The sequence below is a fragment of the Microbacterium enclense genome, assembly GCA_038182865.1.
Taxonomy (GTDB): domain Bacteria; phylum Actinomycetota; class Actinomycetes; order Actinomycetales; family Microbacteriaceae; genus Microbacterium; species Microbacterium enclense_B.
In genome coordinates this window covers 2,223,521-2,246,790 of sequence record CP116226.1, presented here as the reverse complement: position 1 = coordinate 2,246,790, position 23,270 = coordinate 2,223,521, and the positions used below count along the sequence as shown (strand labels likewise).

Annotated in this window: 20 protein-coding genes and 2 tRNA genes; 6 read left to right on the top strand and 16 right to left on the bottom strand. The window is 69.9% G+C overall.

All coding sequences use genetic code 11. From position 1 onward, the window contains the following. Positions 1-92: 92 nt before the first annotated feature. A complete protein-coding gene (locus tag PIR02_10490; protein ID WZH35207.1) occupies positions 93-293 on the top strand; it encodes a hypothetical protein in 201 nt (66 codons plus the stop codon). A gap of 28 nt (positions 294-321) precedes the next feature. Here the strand turns inward: PIR02_10490 and PIR02_10485 are convergent, their stop codons facing one another. The 6 genes from PIR02_10485 to PIR02_10460 are packed head-to-tail and all read right to left on the bottom strand — an operon-like array spanning position 322 to position 5,108. After that, positions 322-549 (bottom strand): hypothetical protein, encoded by a 228-nt coding sequence (locus tag PIR02_10485; protein ID WZH35206.1) that lies wholly within the window; start codon positions 547-549, stop codon positions 322-324. A gap of 22 nt (positions 550-571) precedes the next feature. Further along, positions 572-1,420, bottom strand: a complete 849-nt coding sequence (locus PIR02_10480; protein ID WZH35205.1) for an undecaprenyl-diphosphate phosphatase — start codon at positions 1,418-1,420, stop codon at positions 572-574. A gap of 46 nt (positions 1,421-1,466) precedes the next feature. Next, complete coding sequence (locus PIR02_10475; protein WZH35204.1) at positions 1,467-2,144, bottom strand: DedA family protein; 678 nt, start codon at positions 2,142-2,144, stop codon at positions 1,467-1,469. Continuing rightward, complete coding sequence (locus tag PIR02_10470) at positions 2,141-3,388, bottom strand: hypothetical protein (GenBank protein ID WZH35203.1); 1,248 nt, start codon at positions 3,386-3,388, stop codon at positions 2,141-2,143. Before PIR02_10470 ends, PIR02_10475 begins: the two co-directional genes overlap by 4 nt. Before the next feature lie 47 nt (positions 3,389-3,435). Beyond that, on the bottom strand, positions 3,436-4,437 hold the full coding sequence (locus tag PIR02_10465) for a HAMP domain-containing sensor histidine kinase (GenBank protein ID WZH35202.1): 1,002 nt from the start codon (positions 4,435-4,437) through the stop codon (positions 3,436-3,438). Continuing rightward, positions 4,434-5,108 carry a response regulator transcription factor gene (locus PIR02_10460; GenBank protein ID WZH35201.1) on the bottom strand — a complete coding sequence of 225 codons (675 nt, stop codon included), beginning with the start codon at positions 5,106-5,108 and terminating at the stop codon, positions 4,434-4,436. Before PIR02_10460 ends, PIR02_10465 begins: the two co-directional genes overlap by 4 nt. Before the next feature lie 211 nt (positions 5,109-5,319). Here PIR02_10460 and PIR02_10455 point away from each other — a divergent pair, with 211 nt between their 5' ends. Further along, complete coding sequence (locus PIR02_10455) at positions 5,320-5,580, top strand: hypothetical protein (protein ID WZH35200.1); 261 nt, start codon at positions 5,320-5,322, stop codon at positions 5,578-5,580. Between the two features lie 24 nt (positions 5,581-5,604). On the opposite strand, the gene PIR02_10450 is transcribed toward PIR02_10455, so the two are convergent. The 5 genes from PIR02_10450 to PIR02_10430 form a co-directional block, all read right to left on the bottom strand. Next, on the bottom strand, positions 5,605-6,336 hold the full coding sequence (locus PIR02_10450) for a hypothetical protein (GenBank protein ID WZH35199.1): 732 nt from the start codon (positions 6,334-6,336) through the stop codon (positions 5,605-5,607). A 198-nt stretch (positions 6,337-6,534) separates the two neighbouring features. Continuing rightward, positions 6,535-6,608 (bottom strand) — tRNA-Met (locus PIR02_10445). Positions 6,609-6,641: 33 nt separating this feature from the next. Further along, positions 6,642-6,713 (bottom strand) — tRNA-Thr (locus tag PIR02_10440). 64 nt (positions 6,714-6,777) lie between these two features. Further along, positions 6,778-8,271 (bottom strand): peptidoglycan DD-metalloendopeptidase family protein, encoded by a 1,494-nt coding sequence (locus PIR02_10435; protein ID WZH35198.1) that lies wholly within the window; start codon positions 8,269-8,271, stop codon positions 6,778-6,780. Between the two features lie 212 nt (positions 8,272-8,483). Further along, positions 8,484-9,284: an inositol monophosphatase family protein gene (locus PIR02_10430; protein WZH35197.1), complete on the bottom strand. Its 801-nt coding sequence runs from the start codon at positions 9,282-9,284 to the stop codon at positions 8,484-8,486. 61 nt (positions 9,285-9,345) lie between these two features. Here PIR02_10430 and PIR02_10425 point away from each other — a divergent pair, with 61 nt between their 5' ends. Further along, positions 9,346-10,932, top strand: coding sequence for an NAD(P)/FAD-dependent oxidoreductase (locus tag PIR02_10425; GenBank protein WZH35196.1), 1,587 nt, complete (start codon positions 9,346-9,348; stop codon positions 10,930-10,932). A gap of 380 nt (positions 10,933-11,312) precedes the next feature. Beyond that, on the top strand, positions 11,313-12,665 hold the full coding sequence (locus tag PIR02_10420; GenBank protein WZH38991.1) for a DUF222 domain-containing protein: 1,353 nt from the start codon (positions 11,313-11,315) through the stop codon (positions 12,663-12,665). 239 nt (positions 12,666-12,904) lie between these two features. Here the strand turns inward: PIR02_10420 and PIR02_10415 are convergent, their stop codons facing one another. Continuing rightward, the gene (locus PIR02_10415) at positions 12,905-14,392 is read right to left on the bottom strand and encodes a PLP-dependent aminotransferase family protein (GenBank protein WZH35195.1); all 1,488 of its coding nucleotides are present in this window, start codon (positions 14,390-14,392) and stop codon (positions 12,905-12,907) included. An 81-nt stretch (positions 14,393-14,473) separates the two neighbouring features. On the opposite strand from PIR02_10415, the gene PIR02_10410 reads away from it, so the two are divergent. Next, complete coding sequence (locus PIR02_10410) at positions 14,474-15,154, top strand: pyridoxamine 5'-phosphate oxidase family protein (GenBank protein WZH35194.1); 681 nt, start codon at positions 14,474-14,476, stop codon at positions 15,152-15,154. Positions 15,155-15,348: 194 nt separating this feature from the next. On the opposite strand, the gene PIR02_10405 is transcribed toward PIR02_10410, so the two are convergent. After that, positions 15,349-18,894, bottom strand: coding sequence for a bifunctional proline dehydrogenase/L-glutamate gamma-semialdehyde dehydrogenase (locus PIR02_10405; protein ID WZH35193.1), 3,546 nt, complete (start codon positions 18,892-18,894; stop codon positions 15,349-15,351). A gap of 102 nt (positions 18,895-18,996) precedes the next feature. Here PIR02_10405 and PIR02_10400 point away from each other — a divergent pair, with 102 nt between their 5' ends. After that, on the top strand, positions 18,997-19,887 hold the full coding sequence (locus PIR02_10400; GenBank protein ID WZH35192.1) for a LysR family transcriptional regulator: 891 nt from the start codon (positions 18,997-18,999) through the stop codon (positions 19,885-19,887). On the opposite strand, the gene aztD is transcribed toward PIR02_10400, so the two are convergent. The 3 genes from aztD to PIR02_10385 are packed head-to-tail and all read right to left on the bottom strand — an operon-like array spanning position 19,888 to position 23,269. Further along, the gene (aztD, locus tag PIR02_10395; protein WZH35191.1) at positions 19,888-21,108 is read right to left on the bottom strand and encodes a zinc metallochaperone AztD; all 1,221 of its coding nucleotides are present in this window, start codon (positions 21,106-21,108) and stop codon (positions 19,888-19,890) included. Between the two features lie 33 nt (positions 21,109-21,141). Then, positions 21,142-22,041 carry a zinc ABC transporter substrate-binding protein AztC gene (gene aztC, locus PIR02_10390; GenBank protein WZH35190.1) on the bottom strand — a complete coding sequence of 300 codons (900 nt, stop codon included), beginning with the start codon at positions 22,039-22,041 and terminating at the stop codon, positions 21,142-21,144. Between the two features lies 1 nt (position 22,042). Further along, a complete protein-coding gene (locus tag PIR02_10385) occupies positions 22,043-23,269 on the bottom strand; it encodes an ABC transporter (GenBank protein ID WZH35189.1) in 1,227 nt (408 codons plus the stop codon). Between the last annotated feature and the right edge of the window lies 1 nt (position 23,270).

Sequence of the window (23,270 nt, the reverse complement as noted above, 5' to 3'; positions counted from 1 at the left end):
CGTGACGTCGTCACGGCCCCGACGCCGCGCGGCCGGGATTGAATGGACGCACCGAGCACCTCGGCAGCCGGACAGGAGCGAGCGAGACCACCATGACCTACGGAGAACTCCGTGACGAGGCCCAGCCCATCTGCCCGTCGTGCGGCATCACCATGCACCCGCTGCTCGACGAGGGCATCGACGCGGACGAGTGCCGCGAGTGCGGGTTCCGCCTGAGCTGGTCGTCCACGACCGGAGCGGACGAGGACGACGACGAAGACCGCGAGGAGGAGGATCGCGAAGCGTGGTGGTGATCGCGCGAGCGTGAGCGTCGGACCCCCCCTAAAAAAACGCGCTCTTTTCGATCGCTGCGACGGTGAGGGCGGCATCCACCGGCTCTCGGGCAGGCTCCAGAACGTCCCCCAGGAGGAAGAGCAACACGCCGATGGTGACGGCGTTGAGCAGCGCACGAAGTCGTCCTGCTCTCGCGGAGAGCCGGCTCACGGGAAGGCCGATGAAGATCGTGCCTCCCGCGATCACGCCCATGACGATGACAGTTCCTGCGTTCATGTGTGCTCCTCTGCGCCCGGTCTCAGCTGGTGATGACCGTCGAGACGGCGGGGATGACACCGAGCGAGAGCAGCACGATGATCAGGATGCCGAGCGCCACCCGGTAGATCACGAAGGGCAGGAAACTGCCCTTCTTCAGGTACTGCATGAGGAACGCGATCACGAGGTATCCCACGACGAAGGCGATCACCGTCGCGAGGGCCGTCTCCCCCAGGTTGTAGGGACCGGTTCCCTCGTCGAAGCTCTTGTAGAGCTCGTACAGACCGCTCGCGAACACCGCCGGAACGGCGAGCAGGAACGAGTACTCCGCCGCCGCGGTGCGCTTGTAGCCGAGCGCGCGCCCCAGGGTCGTGGTCGCTCCCGAGCGCGAGACGCCCGGGACCAGAGCCAGGGCCTGCGCGAAGCCGAAGGCGAAGCCGTGGCCGACGGTGAGGTCGTCGAGGTCGCGGCGACGCTTGCCATAGTGGTCGGCGACGCCCAGCAGGACGCCGAAGACGATCAGGACGATCGCGGTGATCCACAGGCTCCGGAAGTTGTCGCGGATCAGGCTCTGCAGCAGGAACCCGAGCACACCGATCGGCACGGTGCCGATGATGATGTACCAGCCCATGCGGGCATCCGGGTCGCTGCGCGGCACGCGGCCCGTCAGCGAGAGGAACCAGCGCGAGAGCACGCGGACGATCTTCTTGCGGAAGTACAACAGCACCGCGAGCTCGGTACCGATCTGCGTGATGGCGGTGAAGGTCGCGCCCGGATCGGTCTGCGACGGGAGGAACTCGCCCACGATCCGCAGGTGAGCGCTCGAAGAGATGGGGAGGAACTCGGTGAGGCCCTGAACGAGCCCCAGGATGATGACCTCGAGAATGCGCATACGGTCCTTCGGGAGGGAGGGTGACGGGATCGCCCGTGGGCGCTCATCAGGCGTCGGGTGAGGCCGCGCCGCCGGGCGCTTCTTTCTTCTCGCGACGCGATGCGACCCACTTCCGGGTGAGCGCGAAGACAACGGGCAGCACGGAGATCAGGACGATGACGATCATCAGCACGTCGATGTTGTCGACGATGAACGGGATGCCACCGAGCACGAGCCCGATGACCGTCATGCCCACTACCCACAGGGTCGCCCCCGCGGTGTTCCACACGAGAAACCGCCGGTAGGGCATGTGCGCGGTCCCCGCAGCGACAGGTACGTACGTGCGGACGATCGGCACGAATCGTCCGAGCACGAGCGACCCGCCGCCGTACTTTGCGAAGAACCGTTCCGCGTCTCGCAGTCGTTCGGGGCGCAGCACCCGAGCGCCTTCTCGGAACATACGCCTGCCGAATCGTCGGCCGAGCCAGTAGCCCGTCTGGTCGCCGAGGATTGCGGCGGGGATGCCGACGAGGAGAACCTGCCACGGCTGGATCCCGAGAGGACCGGCAAGGACGGCCGCTGTCACGAGGAGAGAGTCCCCCGGAAGGAAGGGGAAAAGCACACCGGACTCGATGAAGATCAGGACGGCGACCCCCGCGAGCACCCACGGCCCGAAGGCGTGGAGGATGGACGCCGCGTCGGGAAGCAGACCCGCGGATGCGGCGACGAGGTGGGCACCAGTCATGAAGAGAGGGTGTTCATCAGGGACTGAAGGGCGTCCGTCTCCGCGGTGGGATCTGGCGTGGAGGCTCGTACGGCCTTCAGCGCCGCGTCGATGCGTCCGTCGATCACCGCCCATGCCGTGGCATCCCGTGGCTCGAGTGTGGGCTGGTCCTCATCCCAGGCCGTTTCGAGGTCGGTGATACGTGTCTTCGCGCCTGCGTGGTCGTTACTGCGCACCATCGACAGTGTTTCCTGCACGATGTTCCGGTAGCCGGCGACGGTGCTGGCGGGGAAGCTCGCGGTGGCCGACTGCCCGGGAGCCAGCGTGGCGTGGGTGCTCGGTCCCTCTTCGCTCGCCGCTGCCGCGGTGTGGGGCTGCGCATGCGCCCAGGTGAGAACTGCCACGGCGACGACCCCGACGATCGCGAAGTACGCGAGCATCCAACGTCCCCGTCTGGCGGCTGTCGGACGCGGATCGGGGATCGGGGCCAGTTCCGCCTGATCGGCGCGGGTCACCGTGAGGAAGATGACTGTTCCGAGGATCGCGATGAGGAAGATGACGCTCGTCCACGCGGCGCCCAGTCCGAGACCACCCTGGGAGGGGTCCAACCCGAGCCAGTCGCCGAGGTTGGCCCCGAGCGGACGCGTCAGGATGTAGGCCAGCCAGAAGGACAGCACGGCTTTCGCACCGAGCCTCCACCCGACGAACACAGCAGCGATCAGACCTGCCGACAACAGCACCGACACTCCGGGGCTCCACCCGGTGAGTTCGAGGATGCCGTCGCCGGCCGCGGTCCCAAGGGCGAAGGTGACGAGGATGGCGAGCCAGTAGAACAGTTCGCGACGCGTCGTCGTGATGCTGTGGATCGACAGCGTGCGCTGGCTGCGCCACCACACCCCGAACACGACGGCGAGGAGGGCGGCGAAGACGGCGGTGCTGACCGCGAGCGGCACGCCGAGGTCATCGGTGAGGATGTCCGTGTAGAGCGTGCCGGTGACGCTGACGACGACGACGGTGAGCCAGTACACGAACGGGACGTACCTCCGCAACGCGAGCTGCCACGCGAGGACGGCCGCCAGCACGACTGTGAAGATCACCGACGTGGCTTCCAGTCCGACGCCGAGCGTCACATTGATCCAGTCGGCGAAGCTCTCCCCCACTGTTGTGCAGAGCACCTTGATGATCCAGAACCAGACAGTGACCTGCGGCACCTTGCTGGACACGATGCGCCTCGACAGGCGGACCGGTGCCGGGAAAATCGTCATGGGGAACGGTAGAAAGACGGTCCTAAGATACGACTCAGAATTCAGGTCTACGCAGAGGCGGACGCGGGGATGCGAAGAGTCATCGTCGTGCCGGCATCCGAAGTCACCGAGACGATCGCGGATCCGCCGTATCGCGTGACCGCATCCTGCACGAGCGCCAGTCCGATGCCGAACCCGCTGCGCGACGAACCGCCGCCCCCGACGGCAGGGGCCGATCGTGCGAACCTCTCGAAGACGCGATCGGGACTGATCCCCTGGATGCCGGGGCCTTGATCGGTGACATCGATGAGGACGTGACGCCCGTCGCGCCTCGAGGAGACCACGACGGTCCCCGTCTCGGGCGAGTGTTTGACAGCGTTGTCGACGAGGGCGACGACACAACGCTGGAGGCTGGACGCGGGCATCGAGACCCGAAGCTCCTCGGCGGACGGTGTGCTGACGAGCGTCACGCCTCGTTGACGCGCCAGGAGCCGCATCGCGGCGATGGACGACTCCACGACCGGTGCGACCGGCACGGGTTCAGAAACCGCGTGCTTCGGGATCTCGACGGACTCGAGGAGATCCGCCACCACCGCGATGAGGTCACGCGAATCGGCACGGAGGCCGGCGACCACCGGTGCGTGCGGGTCCGACGGGGCCAGAGATCTCTGCAACACCTGAATCCTGGCATCCAGGACCGCCAACGGCGTGCGCAATTCATGCGAGGCGTCGGCTACGAATTCACGTTGGCGTCGGAGGGCGTCCACGAGGGGGCGCACCGCCCGGCGGGTGACGAGCCACCCGAGTAGCCCCGCCGAGGCGATGGCCGCCACGCCGATCAGCGTGCCCGCCAACAGGATGTCGACTCCGTCGATGTCGACGACCGTCTCACGAGGTCCGGGATGCAGGAGGTCGCCGAGCGGGATCTGCGTGAGCACCACCGAGAAGGCCGCCACGAGGACCGCCACGACGAGCAGCGACACGGCGACAGTGATGGTGAGAGCGACCCGCCGGGCGGCGGCGCGGACGAGGAGGGCGTCAGCGTCGAGGGGGTGCTTTCGGGTGCTCACATCAGTCCCAGACGGTATCCCCGCCCGCGCACGGTCTGCACGATGGCTGGGTCGGTCTTCTTGCGGAGGTAGTGCACGTAGGTGTCGACGGCTCCCGGGGTGTCATCGGGTGAGAAAACGGAGCGGAGGATGTCGTCCCGCGAGAACGTCCGCTGAGGGTTGACTGCGAACAGGGTGAGCAGAGCGCTCTCCCGCTCCGTGAGAATGATGCGCCCGTCGTACGGCGAGTAGACCGCTCGTGAATCGGGATAGAACTCCCACTCGCCGACGCGGATGAAGGGCCCTTCTCCCCCGGCCACCCGTCGGATGGCGCGGAGACGGGCGAACAGCTCGTCGAACTCGAACGGCTTCACGAGGTAGTCGTTGGCCCCGGCGTCGAGGCCGCGCACCTTGTCCTGGACCGTGCCCAGCGCAGTGAGGATGAGCAGTGGAACACCCGCACCCGCCCGCCGCAGCGTCTCGACGATCGTGAGCCCGTCCACCGACGGAAGTCGCCGATCGACGACAAGCGCGTCGAACGTCCGAGACGTCGCGACCTCCAGAGCCTCGCCGCCGTCTGCGACGAGCGTCACGTCATACACCTCGTCGAGCACCTTCGCCATCAGCGGACCGAGTTGGTCATCGTCCTCGACGAGCAGCAGCCGAGGGCGATGCGTCAGGGGAGCGACCATGTTCCACCTCCGCCCGCATTCGTCACGTTCGTTCCCAGCTTGGACCCGCGCCTCTCAGAAAACACTGATGTGCGCCGAAGTTCTGCCGCTGAGGAACCACGCGATTCATCTTCGTCGTTTCTTACAGTCCCCGAGCGAGTCTTCTCTCGACGGCTCATCAAAGCCGAAGAGAGGACGGACCATGAACACCCCACAACATCGATGGAGCAGCGTGAGTCTTGCCGCTGGCGTGATCGCGCTGGTCGGAATCGGTGGCGTCGCCGCAATTTCCCTGCCCGCGAACGCGAACGCGACCACCACGGTGTCGACACCCTCACCTCACGTCAGGGCTTCGGAAGCGACAGACACCGGCGACGGCGAGACAGCCGACGACCAGGTCGGGGAGACGCCCGATCAGGAGAGCGCCGACGACCCCGGTCACGAAGACGGCACCGCCGACGGCGAGACGGCCGACGACGCGCCGACCGGTTGAGCCGCGGGATGCGGGCGGTCGACGTCATCGGAGGCCGCCCGCATCTGTCTCACGTTCCGGCTCCACCGCAGCGGGTACACGCCACCTCGCCTGCATGACAGAGACGAGCATGATCATCACGACGGCCAAGCCAAGGGACACCCAGCCGGATCCGATTCCCACACCGCCCTCTGAATCGGGCTTTCCGAGCCAGTCTGCAACGGACGCGCCGAGGGGACGGGTCAGAAGGTACGCGCACCAGAACGACAGCACGGCATCCCACCGCGCGAAGCGCCACCCTAGGAAGGGGACCACGATCAGAACAGCGAAAAGCGCGATCGACGCGACGTACCCGAGCCCGAAAGTGACGGCAGCCAAGTCACCGACTGCGGTGCCGAGTGCGAACGTACCGACGACGGCTGCCCAGTAGAAGAGCTCGCGGCGCGTCGTGGTCACATCGTGGACCGACAGGGTGCCCTCGGTGCGTCGCCACAGCACGAAGACGCCGGCCAGGAGAACGGCGTAGAGCGTCGCCGATGCAGCGTACGGCAGCCCGGCGATGACGTGCATCACGTCGGCCGCCATCGTTCCGAACACCCCGACCGCCGCCACCGCCAGCCAGTAGACGCCCGGCACGTATCGCCGGCGTGTCAGCTGCCACGCCAGAGCGACGACGAAGAAGGTGAACCCGAGGAGGACGGCGACGACGGGATCGAGGGCCCGGATCGAGAAGTCCGAAACCGCCTCGCCGAGCGCGGTGGAAGCGGCTTTCGCCACCCAGAAGACAACCGATGGATCAGGGACCCGTGACGGCCGAACGGCACGACGACTCGAACGCATGCCCGCCAGCGTGGCCGGACTTCACTAAGAAAGCTCTCAGAACCGGGCGCTGTGCGGACCGCTTCGGGGAGACATGAACACGAGAGAGCGACACCGAGGACTTGTTCGGGTAGGGCAGCTAGCCCCTCTGAGAAGTAGCGGGAGCGGGGCTTGAACCCGCGACCTCACGATTATGAGTCGTGCGCTCTCACCAACTGAGCTACCCCGCCGCACGGCATCCTGAACCTGAAAGTGATGCCTTGAGCCCCGAGTCAGGATTGAACTGACGACCCCTTCCTTACCATGGAAGTGCTCTGCCACTGAGCTATCGGGGCGCACCCGGATCTCTCCGGGCAACTTGAAGAGGATATCAGAGCCGAGGCCCGATCCTCCAATCGGTCAGCCTCCCGCGTGCTGACGCAGCCACTCGATTGGGTCGATCGGGGTGGTGCCGTTCTGCAGGATCTCGACGTGCGTGTGCGCGCCGAACGAACGGCCGGTGTTGCCGGTGCGTCCGAGGAACTGACCGACGTGGACGTGCTCTCCGGGGGTGACCTGGAGCGAGCCGTACTGCATGTGGCCGTAGCGGCTCGAGACGAGCTGTCCGTCGATCTGGTGGTCGATGAGCACTGTCACACCGAAAGCGTCACCGTTCTCGGTTGCGATGCGCACCACGCCGTCGGCGATCGCCTGGACGGGCGACCCCTCGCCGGGAACGAAGTCGGCACCCTCGTGCATCCGTCCGTCGCGCATGCCGAAGCCGTAGGTGATCGGCACGCCCACGGCGAACGGCCACTGGATCGGGGCAGTCGGGTCGTTGACGTAGAAGTTCGAGAAGTTCTTGATGCCCGAGTCGGCGGCCATCTGGGCGTAGGTCGACGCCTTGTAGCCGTCGGCGCGGTCGACGACCCCGGCCTGCGCCTCCGCGGGAGCGACATAGGCCTGAATACCCTCGGTGTCGGCGACGTCTCCCCCGGCAGCGAGGTTGACGGTCGCGATGTCGCTCGTCACGACGTTGGAGGTGCCGCTGGCGGAGGCCAGGGCGCTCACGGGCATCGTCATACCGACCGTCATGAGCCCCACAAGACCCATGACGCCGACCGAGAAGGTGGCGGCGGCGATGCGACGGCCGTTGCGGCGGGTGCGCGGAGCGGCGGCGTCCGGGAGGCCCTGGGTGACGGGCTCGGCCGGTGCCGCGACACGCGGGGCCGACTGGACGGGCGTCTCGCCGGTGAAGGCGAAAAGGCGGGCGGCGGCCTCGAACTCATCGTGCTCGGCATCGACATCGGCGTCGGCCGCCGGACCGAAGGCGGAGCCGGGAGCCGCCGGGGCGCCCTTCGCGGGAACGGACTGCTCAGCGGTGACGCTCGCGGCCTCGTCAGACTCGACCGGCTGCGGGCGACGGCGGGTGCGCCGCGTCGCGGGGAGCGTGATCGGCGAGGTGGGCAGGGCGACAGGAGTGGCGGTCGTCTCGGGCTCGGCGCTCTGGAGGATGACAGCGACATCGCCTTCGTCGGACTGACGCTCGTCGACGACGGTCACCGCGAGGGCATCGTCGTCCGCGTCGATCGAGGAGGGGGTGGATGCCAGGACCTCGACGCCGGCGTCGGCGGGACGCTCTGCGGGGGCGCTGTCGGTGGTCGTGCTCTCGGTGGTGACGCTCTCGGTGAGACGCTCGGCGGCCGGGCGCGAAGCGCGGCGACGGGGCGGGAGCGTCGGCTCGATGGTGGCGGCGATGACCGTCTCGACGACGGCAGCGGCGACCTGCTCGACCAGGGCCGACTGGGCGGCCACATCAGCATCGACCGGGGCGGGTTCGACGGGGGTACCGGCATCCGGGGTGGTTCGACGGCGCATCTCGGCCCGCGTGAGCTGCGGGGTGGAGGCGGGCACGGCGGTGGGTCGACTGGATCGCCGGGTGCGGGCGGGCTCAGTCTCTGGGGCTTCTGACGGCAACGCGCGATGGCTCTCGTGTCGTGTCGCAGGCGCGACGGCTTCGGGCTTTGGGGCTTCTGCCATTTCCGCATGTTCGGGTCGCGAAAATAACGATCAGGTAAACAGACTAACCCGACGGGACTGGGAATGTCATGAGCGCGGGTCGGATCTCACCTGTCGTAGTCGAGAAGTTCCTCCAGGCGCGGGAAGAACTCGGCCCCCGCAGCAATGACCATGCCCTTACCCGGACGCCCTCCCGGCGCGCCTCCGAGCATGCCGCCCGCCTCCTCGACGAGAAGGGCGCCGGCCGCGTGATCCCAGGGGTTCGTGCCCTTCTCGTAGTAGGCATCCATCCGCCCCGCGGCGACGGACGCGAGGTCGAGCGAGGCAGCCCCGATACGGCGCACGTCGCGCGCGATCGGCATGACCCGGGCGAGCTGGGCGAGGGTCGGGGCGTGGGTGGCCGGGTCGTAGCCGAAGCCCGTCGCGACGAGCCCTCCCGCCTCCCCTACGTCAGCGGTGACCGTGAGACGCTCGTCGCCCAGCCATGCGCCCCCGCCGCGCGAGGCGCGGAACAGTTCGTCGGTGACCGGGTTGTAGACGGCTCCGGCGAGCGCGACCCATTCGGCGGGGTCCGCCGGCCCCTCCACGGCCGCGATGCTGACCGCCCACGCGGGGATGCCGTAGGCGTAGTTGACCGTCCCATCGATCGGGTCGACGACCCAGGTGATGCCGGTCGTCCCCTCGTCGGCGGCGGACTCCTCGCCGAAGAAGCCGTCACCCGGACGAACGCGCTCGAGCTCGGCCCGGACGAACGCCTCCACCTCGCGATCGGCCGCGGTGACGATGTCGGCCGCCGCTGACTTGGTCGCGGCGACCGTGACACCCTCGCGACGACGACGCAGCGCGAGCTCACCGGCCTCTCGGGCGATGCGGGTGGCGATGTCGAGCAGTTCCGCGGCGAGGGTCATGGCATCCACGCTACTGCGCCACCCCCTCGGCTCGGATCGGCCGCGTCGATAGCGTGGGGGCATGACCGCTTCGGAAACTCGCCGGTACGACGTCGTCATCGTGGGAGGAGGGCACAACGCCCTGGTCTCCGCGGCCTATCTCGCCCGCGCCGGGCGCTCGGTGGTGGTTCTCGAACGCGCGGATGCCGTGGGCGGCGCCGCCGTGTCGGAGAAGCCCTGGGCGGGGGTCGATGCCCGCGTGTCGCGGTACTCGTACCTGGTGAGCCTGTTGCCGCGGAAGATCATCGACGACCTGGGCCTTCGGATCGATCTTCGGCGGCGGCGGTACTCCTCGTACACCCCCGATCCGACCGATCCGACCCGCGGGATCCTGATCGACACCCAGGATGCCGAGGCCACCGCCGCCTCGTTCACCCGGACGCTGGGCGACGCCGGCGAAGCCGCGCGGTTCGCGGCGTTCGGCGAGCGCCTGGCCCCGCTGGGCCGTGCGGTGTTCCCGACCATGACGGAACCCCTCCCGACGGCGGACGAGATGCGCGAACGGGTCGGCGATGACGCCCTCTGGGACTCCCTGACCTCGCGTCCGCTGGGCGATCTGCTGCGCGCGTCGCTCGAGAGCGACCTCGCGCGCGGAATCGCGCTCACCGACGGGCTCATCGGCACCTTCGCCTCGTCGGACGATCCGTCGCTCGCGCAGAACCGGTGCTTCCTCTACCACGTCATCGGCGGCGAGACGGGGCACTGGGACGTGCCCGTCGGCGGGATGGGCGCCGTGACGGCCGAGCTCGAACGCGCCGCGCGCGAGGCCGGTGCCGAGATCGTCACGGGCATCGACGTGATCTCGATCTCCCCCGACGGCGAGGTGCACGGGGTGACCGATCGCCCCGAGGTGTTCTCTGGTTCCCTCGTCTTGAGCGGTGTGGGCCGGGTGGTGCTGAGCCGACTTCTCGCCGCGGGAGGAGCGCAGACCACGGTCGACGAACCGGAGGGGTCGCAGGTCAAGGTCAACATGCTGCTGTCGCGCCTGCCGCGACTTCGCGATCGCTCCGTGTCACCGGAGGCGGCGTTCGCGGGAACCTTCCACGTGAACGAGACCATGACACAGCTCGACGCAGCGTTCGTCGCCGCGACGGGCGGGATGGTGCCCGACCCGCTGCCACTGGAGATCTACTGCCATTCCCTGACCGACCCGTCGATCCTCGGCGACGAGCTGCGCGCGAGGGGGGCGCAGACCCTGACCCTTTTCGGACTGCATGTGCCGCATCGTCTGATCGAGGGAACCGATCCCGTCGCCGCGGGAGCGCGGCTGCTCGCCGCGGCGCAGCACTCGCTCGACGCGGTGCTCGACGAGCCTCTGCGGGACTGCATCCTTCGGGCGCCCGACGGACGCCTGTGCATCGAGGCCCGCACGACCAGCGATCTCGAGGCGTCGCTCAACATGATCGGCGGCGACATCTTCCATGGCGGACTGTCGTGGCCCTGGCTCACAGCACCGGCTTCCAGTCCGGCCGCGCGATGGGGCGTGGCGACGGAGCATTCGCGTGTGCTGATCTGCGGGTCGAGCGCCCAGCGCGGCGGAGCGGTCAGCGGTATCGGCGGACAGAACGCGGCGATGGCGGCGCTGGAGATTCTGTCGGCGCGGGGCTGAGGGCTCGAGTTCGGGCTTGGGCTTGGGCTTCGGCTTGGGCTTCGGCTTCGGCTTCGGCTTCGGCTCGGGCTCGGGCTCGGGCTCGGGCTCGGGCTCGGGCTTGGGCCGGAGTGTGGAGCGCGGGCTCGGGCGGAGTGTGGAGCGCGGGCTCGGGCGGAGTGTGGAGCGCGGGGTCTCGGAGCGCGGAAGTCGCTCGCAGGGCCGGGTGAAATCGAGGACTCCGGGGGTGAGTTTCGTCGAATTATAGAACATAGTTTCTAATATCGAGTCATGACCGATGTCGCCGCTCCTCCCCTCTCGCGGGGCCCTCACCCGACGAGGGCGACCGCCTCCGTCGTCTCATCTCCGAGATCCACACGATCACCGCTGACGTATCGCGGCTGCAGGCGGCATTGATCCGACGCCGAGCACAGGTCATGCAGGTCGCATTGGCGGACGTCGAGCGTGCGGGCTCCCGGGCGTCACGAGAACGGGAGTTACCTATCCGGTCGGTGGCTCTTGAGATCGCGGTGGCCACCAGAACTCACGACCTCACCGTGCAGAAGGAGTTGGGCGACGCCTACACGCTGACCGAGAAGTTCGCCGCGACCGTCGACGCGCTCGAGGCGGGGCGAATCACGCTTCGGCACGTGCAGGCGGTGCTCGATACGGGCATCGTCATCGGCGACGACGACACGAGACACGGGTGGGAGCAGGTCGTCCTGACCCGCGCAGAACGCGAATCGCCGGGGCGCGTGCGGGCCTTCGCACGCGAACTCGCTGAGAGCGTGCAGCCCGAGGGCATGACGGCACGCCACGCTCGTGCGGCGCAGACGCGCGGAGTGAGCGTTCGTGACCTCGCGGATGGCATGGCCGAGCTGAGCGTGATCCTCCCCGCAACGGTGGCCTACGGCATCCGGGATCGACTGCGCCGGCAAGCGGCGGTGATCCGCGCCGACAGCGCACCGCGACCGACCGCGAGGGCGTCGGCGGACGACTCGCGCGCGTTCCCGGTCGACACCTCGTCAGCGGATGCGGTGAGTGACAAGGCCGACGCGTTCCGCGACGAGCGCACGCTCGCGCAGATCGGTGCGGATGTGTGCGCCGACCTCCTGCTCACCGGCGCTCCCACGGTCGATCCGACGGCCGACGCGACCTGCCCGGGCGGACTCGGGGCGATCCGCGCGCAGGTGCAGGTCACCGTTCCCGTTCTGACCCTGATCGGCCGCACCGACGCCGGTGCCTCCGTAGCGGGACGCAGCCCGATCGATCCGGAGACGGCGCGACACCTTGCGGCCCACGCTCCTGGGTGGGACCGCATCCTGTGCGACCCGGTGACCGGAACGGTGCTCGAAGTCGATCGATACAACCCCACGTCCGCTCAGCGCCGTTATCTCGCCGCGCGCGATCAACACTGCCGCGCCCCCGGGTGTCGAGCGCCCCTGACGCGGTGCCAGCTCGACCACAATCACGAGGCTCAGCACGGCGGCCCGACACGACTGACCAATCTGTGCCACCTCTGCGTCCGGCATCACACGCTGAAGACCGAGACAGCGTGGACCGTGTCGCAGGACCGGGACGGGACCCTCCGTTTCCGTAGTCCGCTCGGCCAGCGCGCATCCGAGACGCCCCCTCCTCGGGTCCTGTTCCTCCCCGACAGCGACAGCTTCCTCCCGGACACCGACAACTCCCTCCCGGGCAGCAACAGCGGATCGACGGGAATCGCGAACTCACCCGACGAAGCGCCGTTCTGAGCGGACTCCCCCGCGGCCACCGCGCACCACGTCACCAGGCACCGTTTCGAGCGCCCCCTCCGCGACAACCGCACATCTGCCCGGCGAGGTACCGTTCCGAACAGCCCGCTCCGCGACCGGGGTGACATTCCGCGCGAGACCGCGGACGCTCCACCCCGTGCCCCCTCGAGACCTCCCTCGAGAGGCTCGAGAGAGAGCGGACTGCATCTCTTCACGAGGCCCCCTCTGACACGCCGACCTCAGCGCCCAGCAGCGTCCGCCCCCGCAGTGTCCGCGCCCGCAGTGTCCGCCCCAGCAGCGTCCGCCCCCGCAGTGTCCGCCCCGACACGAACGCGCAGCACGGCGATCATCTCGTCCACCGCCTCGAGCAGCGCGACCGTCGACGGTTCGGCGTACCCGAACACGAGGCCCGCGGGCAGCCCCGAAGACGTGGCGCCGACGGCGTACCGCGAGAGTGCCTCGACCCGGATGCCGCGCTCACCCAACTCCGCGACGATCTCTGACTCTGCAGTGCTTCCCAGCGCCGGAAGCAGAACCACGGCATGCAATCCCCCGTCGGTCGCGGTCAGCTCGACGCCGGGGACGTCCGCGAACGCCTCGAGCAGCAAGCGACGGCGGTGCCGATAATCGCGCCGGCGGCGCGCCGTGTGCCGGGAGAGATCGCCTTCGGCCAGGTACAGCGCCAATGCGTGCTGCTGAACGAGCGAGACGGGAGCATCGAGGTCTTCGCGGGTCGCGCGTATCCGCTCGCCGACCGAACCCGAGGCCACGACCCACCCGCACCGCACCGCCGGGGCGAGGACCTTCGACAGACTGCCGACCATCACCACGCGCGCCGGGTCGAGCAGATGAAGCGGGGGCAGAGGCGCGCGCCCGTGCGGGAACTCGCTGTCGTAGTCGTCCTCGACGACGACAACGTCCTCCCTCGACGCCCACGCGAGTAGTCGGGCGCGGTGCTCGGCATCCAAGCGACTGCCGAGCGGGTAGTGGTGGTTCGGCGTCACGATGAGCGCGTCGAGATCGCGCTGACGCTCGACCGCGTCGAGAGCGAGACCCGACCCCACGCGCACGGGAACAGGCACGGCCTCGATACCGAGCCGCCGGAGGATCATCCGCACCCGCGGGTAGCCCGGATCCTCGATGCCGACGCGCACCCGCTCCCGTGCGTTCTTCGCCGTGAGGGAGAGCAGCGTGAGCAGCAGGGCCTCACTTGTCCCCGCGGTGATGACGACATCGTCGGCGGACACGTCGAGTCCTCGCGTGCGAGCCAAGTGCCGAGCGATCTCACCGCGGAGCGCGGGAGCGCCGCGCGGATCGTCCACATCGGCCGCGGGATCGAGAGCGGCCGCTCGCCGCCATGCCGATCGCCACGCCGCGTCGGCGAGACCGTCCGTGCGGGGACGCCCGGGGCTCAGATCGGTGACGGCGTCGACCGAAAGTTCCGATGACCGCGGCGGCGCTCCGGGCGTCGCAGCGCGAGGGACGACGTCCGCGACGACGGTGCCTCCGCCGGGCTTCGCGAGCAGGTAGCCCTCACCCGCGAGGATCTCGTAGGCCGACACGACCGTTCCGCGCGCGACGCCGAGATCCGCGGCGAGCGCACGCGTCGACGGCACCGCCTCGCCCGCGACCACCCGCCCGGCGTGCACCGCGGCACGCAGTCCGTGCGCGAGTTGCTCGTGCAGGGGGACGGCAGAGTTCCGGTCGAGGATGCCAAGGGAGATCACCCGTGAAGTCTGACACTGGTCTATGCACTTGCGCGAGAAGCGGACTACTCAATGGACCACCGTGGACGGTGGAATCGAGCCATGACCGACCTTCAGCTCCCCCTCACTCCGCGAACCCGCATCCGGCGTCTCCCCCACCACCAGGTCACCGACCGCGCGGCCCTCTACGAGGTGATCGACGGCGCCTTCTCCGCGACCCTTGCCATCGTGCGCGACGACCGCCCCGTCGCTCTCCCCGTCGGCATCGGCCGCGACGGAGACGACCTGCTCGTGCACGGGTCGACGGGAAGCGACTTCTTCCGCCGCATCGCCGCGGGCGCGCCCGTCTGCGTGACGGTGACGCACCTCATGGGCCTGAAGTTCGCGCGCTCACTCTTCGACAGCTCGATGCGTTATCGGTGTGCGGTGGTGCACGCAGTGGCATCCGTCGTCCCGCCCGCCGAGAAGGAGGCCGCTCTTCTCGCGCTGTCGGCACACCTCATGCCCGGACGCGACCTCGAAGTCCGCCCCATGAACGGGCGAGAACTGGCTGCGACGATGGTGCTGCGCATCCCGCTCGCGGAGGCCAGTGTGAAGGACAACGCCGGGTCGCTCGTGGAAGAGGACGACGACGGCGAGGACCGCACGGTGTGGGCGGGGACGCTCCCCCTCCGATGGACGACGGGCACCCCGGTCACGTCCGCTCAGTCCGCACCGGGGACGCCCGTCCCCGAGTCGGTACGGCGGGTCGCGGAGCGCGTCGCCACGCTGGGCACTGCGTAGAGCGCGGCCCGGCGCGGCGCAGCCCGGCGCCGCGCGGCCCGGCGCGGCGCGGCCCGGCCCAGCTCAGCTCAGCTCAGCTCAGCTCAGCTCAGCGCGCGAGCGTCACTGCCGGAACCTCAACGTGGGACCGCAACGCGTGGCCGAAAGGGGTCGTGGAAGCGGGTCGTCGAGGCGCGTCACCGAAACACAGAACGTCATCGCGCGAGCACCAGCGGCGGTACCTCGTAGCGACGGGGGGTGCCGAAGCGGTGCGCCGTGATCGACACGGCCTGCTCGCGGAGGAACGGCAGCAGTTCGACGTGCCCGGCGCGGGTGACCTCACCGGCGTAGACCGCGACGGAGGGCGAGCCGGCGGTGGCCGCGGCCACCGAGACCACCGATCCTCCGAGGAGGCGCACGCGTCCACCGGTGCGAGCGAGGCGAGCGGCGCGACGGCCCCAGTCGTCCGCGTCCTCGACGGCGAAGCGCACGCCGACGCCCTCGAGCCACGCGCGCACGGCGGGGCTGAGCTCGCGCGCCGCGCTGACCGTCACCGTCGAGCCGGCACGCACGCCCGCGGCGACGACGCGCACGAGCGCGGTCTCCGCCGCATCCTCGAGCCGCACGGTCACCGGCACGGGGGCGTAGCGCAGCACGTTCTGCTCCGACTCCAGGCCCGTCACGTCGCGAGCGAGCGAGAACTCCCCGGCCCACGCGGCGGCATCGCTCGAAAGAGCGGATGCCAGCCACGAGCGGTCGCCCGACGGCACCGCCGCCACGGCGGGAACCGTCAGCGCGGAAGCAGACAGTTCGGGAGCAGACAGCGCAGGAGCAGACGGCGCGGCGGCAGACACAGCGGGAGCAGACAGCGCAGGAGCAGACAGCGCAGCGGGGGTCACGGGCGAAGGGGTCTCGGCATCCGTCCACGAACCGAACCCGAAGAGGTAGTGCGGACCCCCGGCCTTGGTCCCGGCGCCCACGGCCGACTTCTTCCAGCCGCCGAAGGGCTGGCGCTGGACGATCGCGCCCGTGGTGCCGCGGTTGACGTAGACGTTGCCGGCCTCGATGCGCGCGAGCCACGTGTCGATCTCCGACGAATCGAGCGCGTGCAAGCCCGAGGTGAGGCCGTACTCGATCGCGTTGACGATCTCGATCGCCTCGTCGAGGGTCTCGGCGGTCATGATGCCGAGCACGGGTCCGAAGTACTCGGTGCGGTGGAAGGCGCTGCCGGGCTGAACGCCCTCGCGGATGCCGGGGCGCCAGAGCATCCCCTCGTCGTCGAGCTTCTGGGGCTCCACGACCCAGCGCTGACCGGGCTCGAGCGTCGTCAACGCCGACAGCAGCTTGCCCTGGGCGGGCTCGATGAGCGGTCCGATGCGGGAGGCCTCGTCCCACGGCATCCCGACTTCGAGGGAGGTGACCGCGTCGACGAGCTGATCGCGGAAACGGCGAGACCGGGCGACCGAGCCCACGAGCACGACGAGGGATGCCGCGGAGCACTTCTGTCCCGCGTGCCCGAATGCCGACATCGCGACGTCTTTCGCGGCGAGGTCGAGGTCGGCGCTGGGCGTGACGATCATGGCGTTCTTGCCGCTCGTCTCGGCGAGCAACGGCAGGTCGGGGCGGAACGAGCGGAACAACTCGGCCGTCTCGTAGGCGCCGGTCAGCACGACCCGCTCCACGGCGGGGTGGGTGAGCAACTGCTTCCCCAGATCGTTCTCGGAGACCTGCACGAGCTTCAGCACCTCACGCGGCACCCCCGCCTCCCACAGTGCCTCCACCATCACGGCACCCGAGCGCTCGGCGAGTCCCGCGGGCTTGATGACGACCGCAGAACCGGCGGCGAGCGCGGCGAGCGTGGAGCCCGCGGGGATCGCGACGGGGAAGTTCCACGGCGGCGTGACCACGGTCACTCCGACCGGGGTGAAGGTCGCGCCGTCGACGTTCTCGAGCACGCGCGCCTGCTCGGCGTAGTAGTGCGCGAAGTCGATCGCCTCCGACACCTCGGGGTCGCTCTGCTCGATGACCTTGCCGCATTCGGCGCCCATCACCTCGAGGAGGTCGGCTCGACGCTTCTCGAGCGCGTCACCGGCGCGGTGCAGGATCTCAGCACGCCCCGCGGCCCCGAGCTCGCGCCACGCAGCGGCGGCGTCCGCGGCATCCTGGATCAGCGCGTTCAGCTCGGTCTCGTCGGTGATCGTGTGCGCGGCGATGGTCTCCGCCCCCAGGGACGACCCCTCCATACGCGCGATGATCGCCCGCGACCAGTCGCGGTTCGCGGCGATCGCGGGGTCGGAGTCGGGGGTGTTGCGGAAGCCGTGCGTCGGCGCAGGCTCGGCCGCGGCCGAGCGGTCCTGCACGCGGTTCGACGGGGGCACGCCCTCCGGCATCTCCGCGAGGGATGCCAGGAAACGGTCGCGCTCGCGGGCGAACAGCGCCGCGTGCGTGTCGAGGTCGAACACCGCGGACATGAAGTTCTCACTCGACGCGCCCTCTTCGAGGCGACGGATGAGGTACGCGATCGCGACGTCGAACTCCTGCGGGTGCACGACGGGCGTGTAGAGCAGGATCGAGCCGACCGTGCGACGCACGACCGCCTGCTGCGCCGTGGCCATGCCCAGGAGCATCTCGACATCGATGCCGTCGGTCACCCCGCGCCGCTCGGCGAGCAGCCACGCGAGCGCGACGTCGAAGAGGTTGTGTCCGGCGACGCCGATCCGCACGTGCTTCGTGTGCTCGGGGCAGAGGGCGTAGTCGAGGACGGCCTTGTAGGACGCGTCGGTGGCCTGCTTCGACGGCCACGTCGCGAGCGGCCAGTCGTGCACGTCGGCATCGACGCGCTCCATCGGCAGATTCGCGCCCTTCACGACACGCACCTTGATCGTCGCGCCCCCGGATGCCACCCGCGCGGCGGTCCACTCCTGGAGCCGGATCATCGCGGCGAGCGCGTCGGGAAGGTAGGCCTGCAGCACGATGCCCGCCTCGACGCCGTGGAACTCCGGCTCACCGAGCAGCGTCTCGAACACGGCCAGGGTGAGGTCGAGGTCCTTGAACTCCTCCATGTCGAGATTGAGGAACGTCCCCGTCTCCTTCGCCACGCGGTAGAGCGGCCGGAGCGCAGCGACCGCATCCGCGACGGCCGCATCGAACGCCCACGGCGTGTGCGGGGCGACGGTCGACGACACCTTGATCGAGACGTAGTCCACGTCGTCGCGGGCCAGGAGCCTGCGCGTCCCCGCCAGTCGACGCGCGGCCTCTTTCTTGCCGAGGATCGCCTCGCCGAGCAGGTTCACGTTGAGGCGGATGCCGTCTCCCCGGCCCCGGATCGAGGTGATGGCCTCGCCGAGCTTGCGGTCGGTGGCGTCGACGATGAGGTGACGCACCATCGAGCGCAACGCCGTGCGGGCGGCGGGCACGACCACCTGCGGCAGGATCGGCGCGGCGAAAGCGCCCATGCGGATCGCGGCCTTGAGGTGCAGCGGCAGGAACCCCGGGATGAGCGGGGCGAGGGCGGCGAGGTTGCGCGCCGCGACGCGGACGTCTTCGGGCCTCACGACCCCGTCGACGAAGCCCACCGTGAAGTCGAGACCGTGCGGGTCACGCAGCACCCCGGCCAGGCGCTGAGCGGAGACGTCGACGGGCTCGTCGCGGCTCTCGGCGAGCCACCGGCGCACGAGGGCGATCGCGTCGTCGGCCAGCTCGTGCGGGGAGACGAGCTCGGCGGGGGTGGAGCGGGACGGGGGTGCGTCAGTGAGCGACATGGCGGATCCTCTTCCTCGGATGACCTCAGCATGGCGCCAACATCCCATCGAGAAAAGCGATGATTACTGACGGATAATGTTCGAGAGAACCGAAGGGACACGATGTTCGACCTCCGTCGCCTCCGCCTGCTGCACGAGCTGTCGCTGCGCGGCACCCTCGCGGCGGTCGCCGAAGCCCTCTCGTACAGTCCGTCGACGATCTCGCAGCAACTGTCGCTCCTCGAGAAAGAAGCCGGTGTCGCGCTGCTCGAGCCCGACGGCCGAAGACTCCGCCTCACCGCGCAGGGCGCCGCTCTCGCCGCTCACGCGGCGCAGATGCTCGCCGCGGACGAGGCCGCTCGAGCAGAGCTCGAACGCCTCCGTCCCTCTCTCGCTCCCGTCCGCGTCGCGGTGATGCAATCCGCCGCCCATGGGCTGCTCCCCCGCGCCCTCGACGCCCTCGCCGAGAGCGAACCGCAGTTACGGATCGAGGTCGCCGAGCTCGCCCCCGAGGAGGGATTGTTCGAGGTCGCCGCGCGCGGTTTCGATCTCGCCGTCGCGGAGCAGTACCCCGGTCACACACGCGAGCACCGCGACGGCATCGAGCGGAGCCTCTTGGGACGGGACGCCATCCGCCTCGCAGTCGCGCACGGCGACCGCGCCGACACGCTCGACGACCTCCGCGAGCGCGCCTGGGTCATGGAGCCGGTGGGCACCGCGGCGCGCCAGTGGGCGACCCAGCAGTGCCGCGCCGCCGGTTTCGAGCCCGATGTGCGGTTCGAGATGGCCGACCTGACCGCGCACGTGCGGCTCGTGGCATCCGGTCACGCGGTCGGCATGATCCCCGCCCTCGTGTTCGCCGGCGACACCCCACCGGTTCGCCTCGTCGACCTGCCCGGCGGCCCTCGCCGCGAGGTGTTCACCGCCGTCCGGCGGGGAACGGCCGACCGCCCCGGTGTCCGCGCGGTGCGCGGGGCACTGCAGGTGGCGTACGACCGGGGCGGGCGGTGGTGATCAGCGGGTCAGTGCGATCTCGTTGGGGGTCTGCGCGAGCGTCGCGCTCTGCACGACCTCACCGGAGGTGAGATCGACCGCGTGGACCGCGTTCTTCGCGGGCTCGGTCACGTAGGCGATGTCACCCGAGACCTTGATCGCGGGGTGGGCGTCCTGCCACTCGGCGGGACCCTCCCACGCGCCGATCACCGGGTACGACGCGGTCAGTTCGCCGGTGGACGGGTCGAGCACGTGGATCGACCCGTCGGTCGCCAGGATGTAGCCGAGGTCGCCCGGCCCGCGAGCGATGTCGCGGAAGGTGTACTCGACACCCTCGGGCAGGTCGATGACGCGCTGGGTCTTCGCGGCGGTGTCGATGAGGGCGACGCGGTGCAGCAGGTAGCCCTCGGCGTCCCGATCGTCCTTGTAGTCGCCGACGACGATCGCGCTGTCATCGCTCACGTACGCGTTGCCCATGCGCCCGTAGAGCTGGTCGGGCGCGGTGAGCTTGGTGAACGTCCCCGCGTCGTAGACGAGCGCGCCGTTCTCGCAGCCGAAGACCACGACCTCGTCCTTCGCGGTCCCTTCGCCGTGCACGCCGGGGCAGTCGCTGCTCTGGGCGATGGTCGCACCCGAGGCGTCCTTCGCTACGACGCCGTTGCGACCGTCGGCGTTGCCCACGGTCGTGAGGAACGTGCCGTCCTCGAGCACGATCGACACCCCGTGGTGCGCCTCGACGCCGGGAATCGTCTCGACGGCGGGAAGAGAGTCGGCGGATGCCAGGAGCGCCTCGGTGTCGAAGATGGTCGAGTCGCTCGTGCCATCGGCGTAGAGCACCGTCGTGCCGCCGTGCGTGACGACGTGTCCGGGCTTGGACGCGGGGAAGACGAGGTCGGTGAGCACGGGCCGATCGGTGGGGGTCCCGGCATCCAGCACCTGGAAACCCTCGCTCGTGGTGACCATGACGTGACGCCCGTCGCCCGCGGAGTTCAGACGAGTGAACTCTTCCGACGACACGTCGGCGAGGGTCTCGAGGCTCACGCCGTCGAGCACGACGATGCCGCCGGGGTACGACAGGGCGACACGGGTGCCGCTCTCGCCGGGGGCGCTGGAGGCCGGGGCGGCGGCGCCCGGGGATGCTCCCCCGGCGCACGCCGAGAGGCCGACGGTCACGCCCACCGCGAGGGCGAGGAGGCCTGCTCGGCGCACGGTGCCGGCGCGAGCAGAGGAAGGACTGCGCATGTGATGTCTCTTTCTTCGGTGGAGGCCGGCCGCTCAGGGCGACAGGCCGGTGGCGATGCGCTCCGTGTTGACGCGCATCATGGTCAGGTAGTCGGGGGCACCGCCGCCCGCGGCGGTGAGCGACTCGGTGAAGAGCTCGGTCACCTCCACGTGTCGATCCGCTTCGTCGGCCAGGGCACGCACGAGCCGGTCGGGCGACGACGACTCCGCGAAGATCGTCGGCACGCCGGCATCGTCGATCGCCGCGACCAGATCAGCGAGATCACTCGTGCTCGGCGCCGCGAGCGTCGTCCCCCCGGGGATCACGGCACCGACCACGCGGAAGCCGAACCGGTCGGCGAGGTAGCCGAACACGTGGTGGTTCGTCACGAGGGCACGACGCTCGACCGGGATGGCGGCGAAGGCGGTGGTCATGTCGGCATCCAGATCCTGCAACTCGACGCGGTACGCCGCGGCGTGGTCGATGACCCCGGAGCCCCCGATCCCCTCGAGCACCGGGATGAGGGCGTCGATGACGGCGATCACCCGCGCGGGATCGGTCCAGAAGTGCGGATCGTCCGCTCCCCCGGCGTCGGTCGAGGTGTACGGCAGCACCGTCACGACGTCGCCGGCGACGAAGGTGCGGACCCCCTCGGCGGCGGCCGCGTCGAGGTGCTGCTGGAGTCCCTCCTCGAGCCCGATGCCGTTGGCCACCAGGAGGTCGGCCGACCGCATCCGGGCAGCCTCCGACGCGGAGATCTCGAAGGAATGCGGGTCGGCGCCCGGGCGCATGAGCGTCATCACCTCGACGTCGTCGCCGACCAGGTTCGACACCACGTCGCCGAGGATGTTCGTCGTCACCACGACGAGGGGACGATCGGATGCCGCCGGCCCGGCGCACCCGGCCAGGGCGAACAGGGCGGTCATCAGTGCGAGGGCGAGGAGTCTGCGCATGTCAGCGTCCCGTCTCGGCGACGAACACCGGGGTCAGAGCGGGCGTGAAAACGCGTGCGATGCGCGCGTCGTCCGCGAAGTCGAGCTCCCACAGGCGGTCCTCGGCGGGCCCGTTGAGGTAGGCGCGCTGCTGGTCCGCGATCAGGCTGACCGGCTGGCCCGCGGCGAGACTCGCGCCGACGAGCGGGACGGATGCCGCGCGCTCCGCGCCCGTGTCGCCGTCGAGCACGAGCACTCGACCATCGACCGTGAGCGCGAGCACGTTCGCGTCCCGGTCGTCGACCGCCGTCGCCTGGACGACCGGCTCGGGCGTCGGCAGCAGCGTCCACGCGCGCTCACGGGTGTCGAGCAACCAGACGCCCTCGTCCCCGGCGACCGCGGCGACGGTCGGTCGCCCCTCCCGGTTGGCGAACGAGGTCGCGCGCGGCGCCGTCGCCCCCTCGGGGTAGGGGATGCGTTCGACGACCGGCGACTCGTCGTCGATATGGACGAGGAGCGCGCCGTCGCGGCATCCGATGATCGCCCCGACGCGGGTCGTGATGGTGCCCGCGGGCTCGACGCACGTCACCGGCTCGCCGACCGCGGAGCCGTCGGCCGTGTGCACCGTGACCTCGTCCGCCGCGGCGACCGCGGCGAAAGAACCGGCCGGCACGACGAGGCCGGCACCCGGGGCGCCCGGCAGGCGGAAGGTCTCGACGATCTCGCCGTTCGACAGGGCTTCGGTGTCGAGCAGCACCGCATCGCCCGACCCGGGGAAGAACAGACCCGTGCCTCCCGTGGTCGAGGAGTTCGACGTCGCGACGACGGCGACGCCCTCCCCCGCGACGTGGCCGAGGATCCGCGCCTCGGCGCGGTAGTAGTGGAAGTGGTCGACGTGATCCCAGGTCCACACGCCGCTGTCGACGATCGAGACGCCCGTGTCGTCGGCCGCGAAGAGGTACCGGCCGTCGGAGTGCATCGCCACGGGTGCGCGGACGGTGCCGAGATCGGCGGTCGTCTCCTCGAGGAGGTCAAGGTGCGACACGCGCCCCTCGGCATCGATCGAGGTCAGGCCCAAGGCGGGTTCGGCGAGCTCAGCGGCGCCCTCGATATGACCGTGCGTGTCGCCGGCCGGCTCGGGTGTCGCGGGAACGGACGCCGAGGGAGGGGATGCCGCGCACCCGGTCAGAGCGACCACCAGCACAGCGGCGAGAGGAAAAAGAGAACGGGGGGAAGGGGGGCGGAGCATG

Bases quoted from the DNA above. Each gene is read 5' to 3' on its own strand.
- PIR02_10475 (WZH35204.1), bottom strand. From the start codon at position 2,144: ATGACTGGTGCCCACCTCGTCGCCGCATCCGCGGGTCTGCTTCCCGAC.
- PIR02_10410 (WZH35194.1), top strand. From the start codon at position 14,474: ATGACCGACCTTCAGCTCCCCCTCACTCCGCGAACCCGCATCCGGCGT.
- PIR02_10485 (WZH35206.1), bottom strand. From the start codon at position 549: ATGAACGCAGGAACTGTCATCGTCATGGGCGTGATCGCGGGAGGCACG.
- PIR02_10470 (WZH35203.1), bottom strand. From the start codon at position 3,388: ATGACGATTTTCCCGGCACCGGTCCGCCTGTCGAGGCGCATCGTGTCC.
- PIR02_10385 (WZH35189.1), bottom strand. From the start codon at position 23,269: ATGCTCCGCCCCCCTTCCCCCCGTTCTCTTTTTCCTCTCGCCGCTGTG.
- PIR02_10460 (WZH35201.1), bottom strand. From the start codon at position 5,108: ATGGTCGCTCCCCTGACGCATCGCCCTCGGCTGCTGCTCGTCGAGGAC.
- PIR02_10425 (WZH35196.1), top strand. From the start codon at position 9,346: ATGACCGCTTCGGAAACTCGCCGGTACGACGTCGTCATCGTGGGAGGA.
- aztD (WZH35191.1), bottom strand. From the start codon at position 21,108: ATGCGCAGTCCTTCCTCTGCTCGCGCCGGCACCGTGCGCCGAGCAGGC.
- PIR02_10480 (WZH35205.1), bottom strand. From the start codon at position 1,420: ATGCGCATTCTCGAGGTCATCATCCTGGGGCTCGTTCAGGGCCTCACC.
- PIR02_10490 (WZH35207.1), top strand. From the start codon at position 93: ATGACCTACGGAGAACTCCGTGACGAGGCCCAGCCCATCTGCCCGTCG.
- PIR02_10405 (WZH35193.1), bottom strand. From the start codon at position 18,894: ATGTCGCTCACTGACGCACCCCCGTCCCGCTCCACCCCCGCCGAGCTC.
- aztC (WZH35190.1), bottom strand. From the start codon at position 22,041: ATGCGCAGACTCCTCGCCCTCGCACTGATGACCGCCCTGTTCGCCCTG.
- PIR02_10430 (WZH35197.1), bottom strand. From the start codon at position 9,284: ATGACCCTCGCCGCGGAACTGCTCGACATCGCCACCCGCATCGCCCGA.
- PIR02_10400 (WZH35192.1), top strand. From the start codon at position 18,997: ATGTTCGACCTCCGTCGCCTCCGCCTGCTGCACGAGCTGTCGCTGCGC.